11 protein-coding genes are annotated in these 13203 nt (G+C 62.6%); 4 read left to right on the plus strand and 7 right to left on the minus strand.

The window, feature by feature from the left end; genetic code table 11:
- Window positions 1-28 precede the first annotated feature (28 nt).
- Together ACKI1H_RS14180 and ACKI1H_RS14185 are read right to left on the minus strand one after the other, a co-directional pair.
- Window positions 29-742, minus strand: a complete 714-nt coding sequence (locus ACKI1H_RS14180) for a hypothetical protein (RefSeq protein ID WP_440468658.1) — start codon at window positions 740-742, stop codon at window positions 29-31.
- 52 nt (window positions 743-794) lie between these two features.
- On the minus strand, window positions 795-1016 hold the full coding sequence (locus tag ACKI1H_RS14185) for a DUF1654 domain-containing protein (RefSeq protein ID WP_138522402.1): 222 nt from the start codon (window positions 1014-1016) through the stop codon (window positions 795-797).
- 365 nt (window positions 1017-1381) lie between these two features.
- On the opposite strand from ACKI1H_RS14185, the gene ycaC reads away from it, so the two are divergent.
- Complete coding sequence (gene ycaC, locus ACKI1H_RS14190) at window positions 1382-2011, plus strand: isochorismate family cysteine hydrolase YcaC (protein ID WP_440468659.1); 630 nt, start codon at window positions 1382-1384, stop codon at window positions 2009-2011.
- A 778-nt stretch (window positions 2012-2789) separates the two neighbouring features.
- Here the strand turns inward: ycaC and ACKI1H_RS14195 are convergent.
- From ACKI1H_RS14195 to ACKI1H_RS14210, 4 genes are all read right to left on the minus strand, one after another.
- Complete coding sequence (locus ACKI1H_RS14195; RefSeq protein WP_440468660.1) at window positions 2790-3260, minus strand: BRO-N domain-containing protein; 471 nt, start codon at window positions 3258-3260, stop codon at window positions 2790-2792.
- Window positions 3261-3593: 333 nt separating this feature from the next.
- Window positions 3594-4127: an REP-associated tyrosine transposase gene (locus tag ACKI1H_RS14200; protein ID WP_138526092.1), complete on the minus strand. Its 534-nt coding sequence runs from the start codon at window positions 4125-4127 to the stop codon at window positions 3594-3596.
- A 259-nt stretch (window positions 4128-4386) separates the two neighbouring features.
- Window positions 4387-5634, minus strand: coding sequence for a ribonucleotide-diphosphate reductase subunit beta (locus ACKI1H_RS14205; RefSeq protein ID WP_081518061.1), 1248 nt, complete (start codon window positions 5632-5634; stop codon window positions 4387-4389).
- 233 nt (window positions 5635-5867) lie between these two features.
- A complete protein-coding gene (locus ACKI1H_RS14210) occupies window positions 5868-8756 on the minus strand; it encodes a ribonucleoside-diphosphate reductase subunit alpha (RefSeq protein WP_138526091.1) in 2889 nt (962 codons plus the stop codon).
- A gap of 810 nt (window positions 8757-9566) precedes the next feature.
- Between ACKI1H_RS14210 and ACKI1H_RS14215 the strand changes: the two genes are divergently transcribed.
- From ACKI1H_RS14215 to ACKI1H_RS14225, 3 genes are read left to right on the plus strand one after another with little or no spacing between them, the layout of a single operon-like run.
- The gene (locus tag ACKI1H_RS14215) at window positions 9567-10271 is read left to right on the plus strand and encodes a response regulator (protein ID WP_138526090.1); all 705 of its coding nucleotides are present in this window, start codon (window positions 9567-9569) and stop codon (window positions 10269-10271) included.
- A 3-nt stretch (window positions 10272-10274) separates the two neighbouring features.
- The gene (locus tag ACKI1H_RS14220; protein ID WP_440468661.1) at window positions 10275-10835 is read left to right on the plus strand and encodes a GNAT family N-acetyltransferase; all 561 of its coding nucleotides are present in this window, start codon (window positions 10275-10277) and stop codon (window positions 10833-10835) included.
- Window positions 10832-12457 (plus strand): ATP-binding protein, encoded by a 1626-nt coding sequence (locus tag ACKI1H_RS14225; protein WP_440468662.1) that lies wholly within the window; start codon window positions 10832-10834, stop codon window positions 12455-12457. The genes ACKI1H_RS14220 and ACKI1H_RS14225 overlap by 4 nt, the downstream gene beginning before the upstream one ends.
- 202 nt (window positions 12458-12659) lie before the next feature.
- Here ACKI1H_RS14225 and ACKI1H_RS14230 read toward each other — a convergent pair whose 3' ends face one another.
- On the minus strand, window positions 12660-13088 hold the full coding sequence (locus tag ACKI1H_RS14230) for a TOBE domain-containing protein (RefSeq protein ID WP_440468663.1): 429 nt from the start codon (window positions 13086-13088) through the stop codon (window positions 12660-12662).
- Window positions 13089-13203: the final 115 nt, after the last annotated feature.

The raw sequence follows: 13203 nt of genomic DNA on the forward strand, positions 1-13203 counted from the left end.
TGCATTTGCGAATCTCCATACGGCGGCCTTATTGGTTTCCCGACAATTTCCGCAGGAAGGGGCGGGGATCCATAGGCATCTGGCAGCCATGGTTTGCTGAGGCATCCAGCCAGGCTACTAGTCGCTTTGCTGTTTCGGCGTCTTCGGGTTGCTGGGCGATACCGAGGATGTACTCGGCCTCGGCTCTGAATTGCGCCTGAGATAGCGCAACGATCTCGGTAGCGCCTGCCCCGAAGCACTGGCTTGCGTCTTGCGGAAAGGGGTAATAAGCCTGCGCTGGATCGCTTCGGGCGAGAGATGATGACAGTGCCCGCAACGCCGCCTGATGTTCGGGACTGGCATCGTCAAACCGAAGATAGGAGCGGTCGCATTTTCTGAAATTCATGACCGCGGCAGCCACAAAACCTTTCTCTGCCCAGGACTCCAGCCGCGAGCACGCCTGGCTGCGTTTCTCGGTATCACTGCCTGGCATATTCAGAATGAGCTGCGCTTGGTAGAACGCGGCGGCCGGGTGCCCGAGTTCGGTAGCTTTCTGCAGTTCGGCGTTGGCGCTGTCTATCGCCACCTCCAGCTTTCCCGCAGAGAAACCTTTGCTATCGGCGAGCATCTGCCGGGCTTGTTCCAGGCTTGAACGGGCCTGCTCATAGTGCTGCTCTGCAGCAGGAGAAGGACTACTGGCGAACACAGGGGAACAGTGGAATGCCAGGCCGAAGATGAAAGAAGAGACGTTCAGGGTACGCATGCTGTCCTTGTCATGGGCGGAGTTTTCTGGCGCTAGCTTGCCAGCTCTCGCCTCAATCCAGCCAGCTGTGCCAGGCCAGTCGGATTGCGCCGTCCTGCAGGGGCAGCAGCGTCAGGTTCGGCGCCTGGCGCAAGTCGGTGACCAGTTGGCTCCACGCGGCGGAATCATCGCTGGGCTCGCGGCGCAGGGTGATGCCCAGGCTCTTGAGCGTGGTCGGGTCAGCCAGCAGGGCGTTCACGCGGGCGGACAGTTGGTCGTAGGTTGCAGCATGCATGGGAGGCCTCCGGAGTTCGGTCGCGGGCTGGATGGAAAATACTGTATGTAAATACAGTGTTTCTTGTAAAGACCTGTGTGACCATCGGTAGGTGGGTTTCTATAGGACCTGAAATTGGGAGGCTCTGGGACGGGGCTCTGAATGGTGGCGGTGCTCGCCTGGGAGCTCGGCCCTTGTGAGCCGCGGATCTGAGGGATGGTCTGCTGTAATCGTTCTGAAAATGGAACGCTAGAAGTGAATTTTGCCGTCTGGTGGAGCAAGGGTGTCGAATTTAATCTCTCTTCCCATGCAGTGACGCACTGCAGACGAGTCCAAAACCTTCCGGCCCAGCCGGCCCCCACTGAAAGCAAATCGAGGATTTCACCATGACCCACGCCACCTACAACCGCCTGGACAAAGACAACGCCGCCGTCCTGCTGGTCGACCACCAGGCCGGTCTGCTCTCGCTGGTCCGCGACATCGATCCGGACAAGTTCAAGAACAACGTGCTGGCGCTGGGTGACCTGGCCAAATTCTTCAACCTGCCGACCATCCTCACCACCAGCTTCGAAACCGGCCCCAACGGCCCGCTGGTACCCGAGCTGAAGGCCCAGTTCCCGGACGCCCCATACATCGCCCGCCCCGGCCAGATCAACGCCTGGGACAACGAAGACTTCGTCAAGGCGGTGAAGGCCACCGGCAAGAAGCAACTGATCATCGCCGGCGTGGTGACCGAGGTCTGCGTGGCATTCCCGGCGCTGTCGGCCCTGGCCGAAGGCTTCGATGTGTTCGTGGTGGCGGATGCTTCCGGCACCTTCAACGAGATGACCCGTGATGCGGCTTGGCGTCGGATGGAAGCGGCCGGTGCGCAGCTGATGACCTGGTTCGGCGTGGCCTGTGAGCTGCACCGCGACTGGCGCAACGATATCGAAGGCTTGGCGGCGCTGTGCTCCAACCACATTCCGGATTACCGGAATCTGATGACCAGCTACAACGCGCTGACTGCTGGCAAGTAATTCTTGCGGCACAACGAAAAGCGGAGCTTCGCATGGGGTTCCGCTTTTTCTTTTGTAGGAGCGAGCTTGCTCGCGAACCTGCTGCGGCACGGTCCCTTGTCGTGGGAGCGGACTCCGTCCGCGATGTGCCTCCCTCGCGCCTTGGTTTCCCGCGTCGCGCCGGCGTGCGCGCTGACTTCTTGTTTCGCCCCCTCGGGCGACCTCCTTTGGCAAACGACGGATGGCCGCCCCACCCAAAGTGGGCAAAGGTCTTGCCCCAATCATCCGGTTTTTCGCTTGAGGCGAAAAATACCCTCGTGGAATTGAAGTTTCAGGGGCACGAACTAGGCGTCCCCCCACGAAGGGCCATCCCTGGCCCATCGCGGCTCTCGCGGCATCCCTGCCGCTCAACCCTTGAAACTCCAATTCAACGAGGCCTCCTGAACGGGGCGTTCCGGAGCGCACGGGCGTTTCTCTGGAAGACTTTCAGAGCCAGAGCCAGAGCCAGAGCTGTGGAGTCGCGTTCTTCGCAGCATTGGATTTCATCTGCGCCCAGAGTTGCCATCCACACCGCAATCACGTCGGAGCACGAACGTAGGATGGCGTGGAGCGCAGCGATACCCATCAATGCACATATGTACCCACAGCATGGGCATCGCAATCTCGCGAAGCGCCGCCCGATCAGCCATTGCCGGACGCCGGCAGAGTGCGGTTCGCGAGCAAGCTCGCTCCTACAATCGAGGCCCCGCCCAGCGACGGAGCGAGCAGAGCGATGGGTATCGCTGCGCTCCACGCCATCCTACTCACCACCCTCCAGCCGACCACATAACTCCGGCCAAACCCGATACGGCACCCACACCACCCCTTGCCACTTCAACACCGACAACGACTCCGTCGGCCCGCGCAGCATCTCCCGCCTTGGCTCTCCACGATCGTTGCGATGCTGATCGCGCAACGTCGGAATCACCTGCTGCGACAACCACTGCCGCACGCTGCGATTCTCCGGATGGAAGAAGTGAATCAACGCCGCATACACCGCCGACTCGCTGATCAGCAGCTCATCGACGTAATCGCCGCTGCCATCGCGCACCCAGGCGCGGCGGAACTGATCGTCGTCCAGGTTGCGCTCCACGCGCTCGGCCAGATGGGGCGAGCCGATCAGCCGGCCCAGGTCATGGGCGCAGAACCAGCACTGGTTCTCCAGCAGCACGGCGCGCAGCAGGCGCTTGTGGCGGATGAATTCGGTGGGGATCAGGACCTCTTCAGACATGGCGCACCTCCGGGAAGGAGGGCGAAGCGGGCGGGTACAGCGAAGCGCCTTCAGGGCGAAGGCAAAGAGGGACGGGCATATCCATTTCCTCAATGGGTACACCGCTGCTTTCGGGAGCAGTATTGCCGCTACGTGAAGCGTTTCTTAGGCGCTGGCCGCAACGCTATTGGCAGTATGGAGCCCGGTCAATCGTAGGGCGCATAACTGCGAAGCAGTTATCCGCCGATTTTCCCACCGCCGTGCCAAAGCTTGAGACATACGGCGAGTTACCAACCTGCATCCGGCGGATAACGCTTCGCGTTATTCGCCCTACCAGAGCACGGGCTCCGGTGCTCACCGCCGCTCCGCCGCTCGCACATCCAACGACAAATCGCCCGCCCAATCGTCGGCGTAGATGCCTTCCGCCACTGCCCGGTGGAAGGTGGAGTACGGCCAGTCTTTCACAGCCCTCACCCAACCGTGTTTCACCGGATTGATGTGGATGTAGTCGAAGTGCCGCTGGTAGTCCGTTTCATCACGGATCAGATGTTCCCAGTAGCGCGGTTGCCAAATACCGCGTTGTCCACGCATCTGTTGCTCGATGCTCCGTGACTCTCCGTGCGGAATACGTCGAGCGAAGCCGGATTTGATGACTTTCCAGCGCGTGGCGAAATCAGCGTCACCCAGTGGTAGCGTCCACAGACAATGCATGTGTTCGGGCAGCACAACCCAGGCGTCGATTTGGAAAGGGTGGTTGCGTTTGGTTTGGGCGATGACTCGGCGCAGCAATTTGATTTCGCGGACCAATAGATCGGAGCGGCGGTTGCGTAGTGTGACGGTGAAGAAGTAGGTGCCGCCTCGTACCCAGGTGCGTCGATAGTTCGGCATAGACCTCTCCGGGCTCGGTTGGAGTTTGGAGGGTACCTTGGGGAATCGGCGGATAGCGCGGGGCGTTATTCGCCCTACGCAAACTTCAGCTGCGGCGTAGGCGTTTCAGAGCAGATGGATGTCTGGCCTACATGCTGGCCTAAAACAAAAAGCCCCGCACAAGGCGGGGCTTTTCGTCTTTCTAATCACTGCCCCAAAATTCCATTTCGGTCTACAGCGTTTCTAATGGTCTTGACTTGCGGTGGTGCTACTACTTCCGTCAGTCCCAGCTCAGCGCGCCGCCGGTCTGGTACTCGATTACGCGGGTCTCGAAGAAGTTCTTTTCCTTCTTGAGGTCCATGATTTCGCTCATCCACGGGAACGGGTTGCTGGTGCCCGGGTATTCCTCTTTGAGGCCGATCTGGGTCAGGCGGCGGTTGGCGATGAACTTCAGGTAGTCCTCCATCATCGCCGCATTCATGCCCAGTACGCCGCGCGGCATGGTGTCGCGTGCGTATTCGATCTCCAGCTGGGTGCCCTGGAGGATCATCTGGGTGGCCTCGTCCTTCATCTGGGCATCCCACAGGTGCGGGTTCTCGATCTTGATCTGGTTGATCACGTCGATGCCGAAGTTCAGGTGCATGGATTCGTCGCGCAGGATGTACTGGAACTGCTCGGCGGTGCCGGTCATCTTGTTGCGGCGGCCCATGGAGAGGATCTGGGTGAAGCCGCAGTAGAAGAAGATGCCTTCCAGGACGCAGTAGTAGGCGATCAGATTGCGCAGGAACTGGCGGTCGGTTTCCGGGGTGCCGGTTTCGAACTTCGGATCGGAGATCGAGCGGGTGTACTTCAGGCCCCAGGAGGCTTTCTTCGCGACCGAAGGAATCTCGTGGTACATGTTGAAGATTTCGCCTTCATCCATGCCCAGCGACTCGATGCAGTACTGGTAGGCGTGGGTGTGGATCGCTTCCTCGAAGGCCTGGCGCAGGATGTACTGGCGGCACTCGGGGTTGGTGATCAGGCGGTACACGGCCAGCACCAGGTTGTTGGCCACCAGGGAGTCGGCGGTGGAGAAGAAGCCGAGGTTGCGCATGACGATGCGGCGCTCGTCTTCGCTGAGGCCGTCCTTGCTCTTCCACAGGGCAATGTCGGCGTTCATGTTCACTTCCTGGGGCATCCAGTGGTTGGCGCAACCATCCAGATACTTCTGCCAGGCCCAGTCGTACTTGAAGGGTACGAGCTGGTTGAGGTCGGCGCGGGCGTTGATCATCTGCTTGTCGCCGACTTGAACGCGGGCGGCGGAGCCTTCGAGATCGTCCAGGCCTTCCTGGATGTCCAGGGCGTCGAGGGCCTGCTTGGCGCGGGCGACGGCGTCGGAGTCGTCGGCGGATACGGCGCGTGCTTCTTCGACGGAGCCTGCGGCGTCGGCGTCGAGTTTGTCAGCGTTCTGCGCAGCGGCCTGGGCGACGGCCGGGGCGGCCTTGGCTTCGGTGGCGTCTTCTTTGTCGAATTCGTCCCAGCTCAGCATGGGCTTCCTCTCCTGGTTCTGTGGGCTGCTCTGTGGCGGCCTGATGTCTGATGGCGTGGTGTGCACGCTAAGAGCTTGTGCGTCTTCCGTTCACGACGGAGGAGGCTGTTGTTCTGCGAGGGTGGGGGCCTTGAAGAGTCCCTCTCCCTAGCCCTCTCCCTGAAGGGAGAGGGGACAGTCCGTGCGGTCTGCCGTAGCGGAGCAAGCGCCGCCCTTGGGCGGCGCCTACACCCTTACTGGCAAGCTTCGCAGTCGGGGTTGTCGATGCTGCAGGCTTGCGGAACCGGAGCCGGTTGCGGCTCAGCGGCTGCGGCTTGCAGGCCATCGTTGCCCCCGGCGGACACGGCGTTGAGCTTGCCGGTGTTGATGGTGGACTTCTCGGTGCTGGTGGCGGCCAGGGCACGGAGGTAGTAGGTGGTCTTCAGGCCACGGAACCACGCCATGCGGTAGGTCACGTCCAGTTTCTTGCCCGAGGCGCCGGCGATGTAGAGGTTCAGGGACTGGGCCTGATCGATCCACTTCTGACGGCGGCTGGCGGCGTCGACGATCCACTTGGTCTCGACTTCGAAGGCGGTGGCGTACAGGTCTTTCAGGTCTTGCGGGATGCGCTCGATCTGCTGCACGGAGCCGTCGTAGTACTTCAGGTCGTTGACCATGACCGGGTCCCACAGGCCGCGCGCTTTCAGGTCGCGAACCAGGTAGGGGTTGATCACGGTGAACTCGCCGGAGAGGTTCGATTTCACGTACAGGTTCTGGTAGGTCGGCTCGATGGACTGCGATACGCCGGTGATGTTGGCGATGGTCGCGGTCGGCGCGATGGCCATGATGTTCGAGTTACGAATGCCTTTCTGTACGCGGGCACGGACCGGAGCCCAGTCGAGGGATTCGGTGAGGTCGACGTCGATGTACTTCTGGCCACGGGCTTCGATGAGGATCTGCTGCGAGTCCAGCGGCAGGATGCCCTTGGACCACAGGGAGCCGTCGAAGGTCTCGTAGGAGCCACGCTCGTCGGCCAGGTCACAGGAAGCCTGGATGGCGAAGTAGCTCACCGCTTCCATGGACTTGTCGGCGAACTCGATGGCCGCGTCGGAACCGTAGGCGATGTGCTGCAGGTACAGCGCGTCCTGGAAGCCCATGATGCCCAGGCCGACCGGACGGTGCTTGAGGTTCGAGTTGCGAGCCTGCGGGACCGAGTAGTAGTTGATGTCGATGACGTTATCGAGCATGCGAACGGCGGTCTTCACGGTCTTCTCGAGCTTGGCGGTGTCCAGCTTGCCGTCGACGATGTGGTTGACCAGGTTGATCGAGCCCAGGTTGCAGACCGCGATCTCGTCCTTGTTGGTGTTCAGGGTGATCTCGGTGCACAGGTTCGAGCTGTGCACCACGCCCACGTGCTGCTGCGGGCTGCGCAGGTTGCACGGGTCCTTGAAGGTCAGCCACGGGTGGCCGGTCTCGAAGAGCATGGAGAGCATCTTGCGCCACAGGTCTTTGGCCTGGACGACCTTGAACACCTTGATCTTGTTGTACTCGGTCAGGGCTTCGTAATACTCGTAGCGCTCTTCGAAGGCCTTGCCGGTCAGATCGTGCAGGTCAGGCACTTCGGACGGGGAGAACAAGGTCCACTTGCCGTCGTCGAAGACGCGCTTCATGAACAGGTCCGGAATCCAGTTCGCGGTGTTCATGTCGTGGGTGCGGCGACGGTCGTCACCGGTGTTCTTGCGCAGCTCGAGGAATTCCTCGATGTCCAGGTGCCAGGTTTCCAGGTAGGCGCAGACGGCGCCCTTGCGCTTGCCACCCTGGTTCACGGCCACGGCGGTGTCGTTCACTACTTTCAGGAACGGAACCACGCCCTGGGACTTGCCGTTGGTGCCCTTGATGTAGGAGCCCAGCGCGCGCACCGGGGTCCAGTCGTTGCCCAGGCCACCGGCGAATTTCGACAGCATGGCGTTGTCGTGGATCGCGTTGTAGATGCCCGACAGGTCGTCCGGCACGGTGGTCAGGTAGCAGGACGACAGCTGCGGACGCAGGGTGCCGGCGTTGAACAGGGTCGGGGTCGACGACATGTAGTCGAACGAGGAGAGCAGGTTGTAGAACTCGATGGCGCGAGCTTCACGGTCCTTCTCTTCGATGGCCAGGCCCATGGCCACGCGCATGAAGAAGACCTGCGGCAGTTCGAAACGGATGCCGTCCTTGTGGATGAAGTAGCGGTCGTACAGGGTCTGCAGGCCGAGGTAGGTGAACTGCTGGTCGCGCTCGTGGTTGATCGCGGCGCCCAGCTTGGCCAGGTCGTAGCCTTTGAGCTTGCTGTCGATCAGCTCGAACTCGGAGCCTTTCTCGACGTAGGCGGCCAGGGCCTTGGCGTACAGGTCGGCCATCTCGTGGTGAGTGGCGCTGTCGGCCACGCCCAGGAAGCCCAGCGCTTCGGCGCGCAGGGTGTCCATCAGCAGGCGGGCGGTGACGTAGGAGTAGTTCGGCTCGCGCTCGACCAGGGTACGGGCGGTCATCACCAGGGCGGTGTTGACGTCCTTCTCGGCGACGCCGTCGTACAGGTTCTTCAGGGTCTCGCGTTCGATCAGCGCGCCATCGACTTCGGCCAGGCCTTCGCAGGCTTCGCGGATGATGGTCTGCAGGCGGCCCATGTCCAGCGGCTGGGTGCTGCCGTCGGCCTTGGTGATGCGGATGCTCGGGTGCGGCTGGGCGATGTCGCTGGCCACGCCGGCGGTCTTGCGCTCGTTGGCGCGGGCTTCGCGGTAGATCACGTAGTCGCGGGCGACTTTCTGCTCGCCGGCGCGCATCAGGGACAGTTCGACCTGGTCCTGGATCTCTTCGATGTGGATGGTGCCACCGGAGGGCATGCGGCGCTTGAAGGTCGCGGTGACCTGTTCGGTCAGGCGGCGCACGGTCTCATGGATGCGCGACGAGGCGGCGGCGGTGCCGCCTTCCACGGCGAGGAACGCCTTGGTGATGGCTACGGTGATCTTGTCATCGGTGTAGGGAACTACGGTGCCGTTGCGCTTGATCACGCGCAGCTGGCCGGGCGCAGTGGCGGCCAGATCCTGGGCGGATTCGGCGGCTTGCGGCGCGTTGGCCTGCGGGTTCTCGCGAGTGGTGTCGATTTGCATGGGGTGGTTTTCTCCACGTTCTCGTAATGGGGTTGTTGCCGACGCCAGGGGCGCCGCTCTCGAAGACAAGGGGCAAAAGCAAAGAGCGCAAATAAAGAGCAAAAAGAGCAGTCGCCCGCGATTGCAGCCGCGGGCTGGAATTCTTCTGGAACAGGGGGAATGACCCGAAGCGCCTCCCTGGCCCAACTCGGGTGCCGGCTTTACGGGCCGGGACCACAATACCTAGTGGTGTTGAACGTTACGTTGCAACACCCGTACCGCATTTCCATCGACATGAATCGCTCCTTGCGGGCTGGGCCGCGTGGCACATCAGTACGTCTGGAATACGTTGTGGTGGAACCGGAGGAGCCGTGGAACAGGCTCGGAATTTCGACTTTCTTCTTGTGTCCGGTTCGTAGTGGCAACCCCAAGATGTAGGGGTATACCGCAACGGGGATACAAGATAATGCGCTATGGGGGTGTTTGCAAGGCGGGGGGAAGGGGAAAAGCTGTGGATAAAATGTGCATGGAATGTGGGTGAAGCGGGGTAACTCGCGCAATCCCTGATGCTGACTGCCTTTCACCGTTCGTCGTGGTTGGTGAGAGATTTTTCACACATGTCAGAGGCGCTGCGCGGGGAGGAACACTACCACAATATGTAGTGTTTCTGTCGCAGCAGCCCTTGACCTTTTCGCGCAATGCCTGCTTACGCCGGTGGCGTGCCGCAGCGCGGGCAATCTGGCTACAATGCCGGCCGCTTTTGCGGGCTCGCTCTGGTAGCTCTCTATAGTAAGCAGGCCCGCGCTCGCTCATGGCGCATCAGGAGGCAAGGTGGAACAAGAAGCGCGCATTCTCATCGTCGAGGACGACCAGCGACTGGCCGAGTTGACCCAGGATTACCTGGAGAGCAACGGCCTGGCGGTGTCCATCGAGTCCCACGGCGGCAAGGCGGTGGAGCGGGTGCTGGCCGAGCGGCCGGACCTGGTGGTGCTCGACCTGATGCTGCCGGGGGAGGATGGGCTGTCCATCTGCAAGCGCCTGCGCCCGGAGTACGACGGGCCGATCCTGATGCTCACCGCACGCACCGACGACATGGACCAGGTCCAGGGCCTGGAGATGGGCGCCGACGACTACGTGTGCAAGCCGGTGCGCCCGCGCGTGCTGCTGGCGCGCATTCGCGCCCTGCTGCGCCGCAGCGAGCCGGCCGAAGCCGCGCCGGCAGTGGCGGGCAAGCGTCTGACCTTCGGCAAGCTGGTGATCGACAATGCCATGCGCGAGGCCTGGCTGGACGAGCAGACCATCGAGCTGACCAGCGCCGAGTTCGATCTGCTCTGGCTGTTGGCGGCCAACGCCGGGCGCATCCTCTCCCGTGAGGAAATCTTCAACTCCCTGCGCGGCATCGAGTACGACGGCCAGGACCGCTCCATCGACGTGCGCATCTCGCGCATCCGCCCGAAGATCGGCGACGACCCGATGCACCCGCGCCTGATCAAGACGGTGCGCAGCAAGGGCTACCTGTTCGTCGGGGAGCTCTGAGTCGTGAGCGCCGTGCCACCGTTCCCCGAGCTGCACGGCGAGCGCTTCCGCCTGCGCGCCTTCACCGATGCCGACCAGGCGGCGGTATTTCGCGCGCTGTCGCATCCCGAGGTGATCCGCTACTACGGCGTCTCCTACGCGACACTGGAAGCCACCCGCGAGCAAATGGAGTGGTTCGAGCGCATCCATAGGGAGAGCAGCGGAATCTGGTGGGCGATCTGCCGGCCGGAGGCGCCCGAGGACATTATCGGCGGCTGCGGCTTCAACAACTGGCAGCAGGAGCACCGTCGTCTGGAGCTGGGTTACTGGCTGCTGCCCGAGCATTGGGGGCAGGGCGTGATGGGAGAATGCCTGCCGCTGATCTTCCGCCACGCCTTCCGCGACATGAACGTGCACCGCATCGAGGCCGAGGTGGAGTCGGAGAACCTTGCCAGCGGCCGTTTGTTGCTGCGCCAGGGGTTCACGCTGGAAGGCCGGCGCCGCGAGTGCGAGGTGAAGGACGGCGTGTTCCTAAGCCTGGATAACTACGGGTTGCTCAACCCGGCGGCAGAGTCCCGGCCATGAAATCCATCTTCCTGCGTATCTACGGCGGCATGCTGCTGACCCTGGTGGCGGTTGCCGCGCTGGCAGTGCTGACCCTGCACCTGGTCAACGACGTTCGCGGCGAGCGTTACCGCGAGGACCTGGCGCGCGGCACCTTCCGCTTGATGGCGGACGAGCTGCTGCCCATGAGCGAAGTGGATCGCAAGCGTGCGCTGAGCCAGTGGAGTCGCCTGCTGGGTATTCCGCTCAAGCTCACCAGCCTGGATGCGTTGGGCATGGAAGGACGCAGCCGGGCGCGGCTGATGAACGACCAGGTGCTGGTGCAGGCCGGCGCGCCCCACGAAGTGAAGGTGATGACCCAGGTGAGTGCGGCGGAAGGGCTGATCCTCACCGGCGAGGTGGAGCAGGTCAGCGAGCAGCTGGCGCGCGCCACCATCTATTTGCTGATGGACGAACTCAAGCGCTACCCGGCCAGCGAGCAGCCCTATCACCTGGCACGTATCGTCCGCGACAAGCGCTTCGGCTTCGAGGTGCACCTGCTGCGCCTGAAGGAGGTCGACCTCGACGACGACCAGAGCCGCCGGGTGGAGGAGGGCGATACGGTGATGGCGCTGGGCAAGGGCGGCGATTCCATCCGCGTGCTTTCGGGCATCCTCGACACACCCTGGGTGCTGGAGCTGGGGCCGATCTACCAGATGAACCCTTATCCGCCGCAGTTGCTGACGATCATCGTGGTGGTGGCGCTGACCTTGATTGGCCTGACGCTCTACCTGTTGATCAGCGGCCTGGAGCAGCGCCTGCGCGGCCTCGAATCCGCCGCCACGCGCATTGCCCGCGGCAGCCTGGATACCCGCGTGGAAGTGCGCGGCGCGGACTCGGTGGGGCGCCTTGCCGGGGCCTTCAACCACATGGCCGAGCAACTGCATTTATTGCTGACGGTACAGCGCGAGCTGGTCCGCGCGGTATCCCACGAGCTGCGCACGCCGGTGGCGCGGCTGCGCTTCGGGCTGGAAATGATCGAGTCCGCGGAGACCGACAAGGCGCGGCGCAAGTACATGGAAGGCATGGATGGCGACATCCAGGATCTCGACCAACTGGTGGACGAGATGCTCACCTATGCGCGGCTGGAGCAGGGCTCGCCGGCGCTGAGCTACCAGCGCATCGAACTGGGAGCTCTGGTGGAGCAGGTGGTGGCGGAGATCGCCCCGCTGCGCCGGGAAATCACCGTTACCTGCGAGCCGGGCTCGCTGGTGCCGTTCGACCAGGGCAGCTGGATCGAGGCCGAACCGCGCTATTTGCACCGTGCGCTGCAGAACCTGATGACCAACGCGCTGCGCTATGCCGAGCGGCGGGTACGGGTGAGTTACCGAGTGAGCGTGGATCGCTGCCAGGTGGACGTGGAAGACGATGGCCCCGGCGTGCCGGAGGCGCAGTGGCATCGACTGTTCCAGCCGTTCTTCCGCGCCGACGACAGTCGCGCGCGGGTTACCGGCGGGCACGGGCTGGGGCTTTCCATCGTGCGGCGGATCATCCACTGGCACGGTGGTCGCGCGCAGATCGCCAGGAGCGAAGTGCTGGGTGGCGCGTGCTTCACCTTGATGTGGCCGCGTCGGCAGGCGCCCAAGGTTGAAGACATTATTTGACCTTGAAGTCAAAAAATGCAGAATGCTGCGGTGCCATCACATGGCTGATGGCACCCGCCGCTCCGCACTGCACCTTTCCTGACTGAAACGGCCCTCTTTAGAGGTATTGCAGTGTCACCGGTATCGTTATGTAATTTTTGCTATAACGAGCGCAGGGAAGGCGGGGCAGCAGGGCCTGTCAGTGACAGGCCCGCGCAGGGTTTCAGGCAGGAACACCGAGGATCACATGGGACGCTTTGATCACTGCAGTCGCTTTCACGCCAGCCGCCAGGCCGAGTTCGCTGACCGCATCGCGGGTGACCACGGCGACCACCTCGGTGCCGCCGGGCAGGCCCAGCACCACTTCGGCGTTCACCGCGCCATCGGTGACCGATTTCACCGTGCCGCTCAGGCAGTTTCGCGCAGACAGGCGAATGTCCTCGGCCTCGGTCATCAGCATGACCCAGGGCGCCTTGACCAGCGCGATGACGTCCTTGCCCTGGTCCAGGCCCAGGCTTTTCACGCTTTCCTCGGTGACGATCGCCACCAGCTCGCTGCCGCCGGGCAGGGCGACCACGACTTCCGCGTTGACCGCACCGTTGCGCAGTTGCTTGACGCTGCCCTTGAACACGTTGCGTGCACTGACTTTCATGAACCGACTCTCCTGGATTCGTATCAATGGCCGGCCTCGGGCCGGACACATCACGGGACTGAACTGAGGTTATAGCCCAGTCCCGGCCGTTCGACCTTTGAAAACAACAACCCAC

The organism is Pseudomonas sp. YH-1 (genome assembly GCF_051990045.1).
GTDB classification, from domain to species: domain Bacteria; phylum Pseudomonadota; class Gammaproteobacteria; order Pseudomonadales; family Pseudomonadaceae; genus Pseudomonas; species Pseudomonas nicosulfuronedens.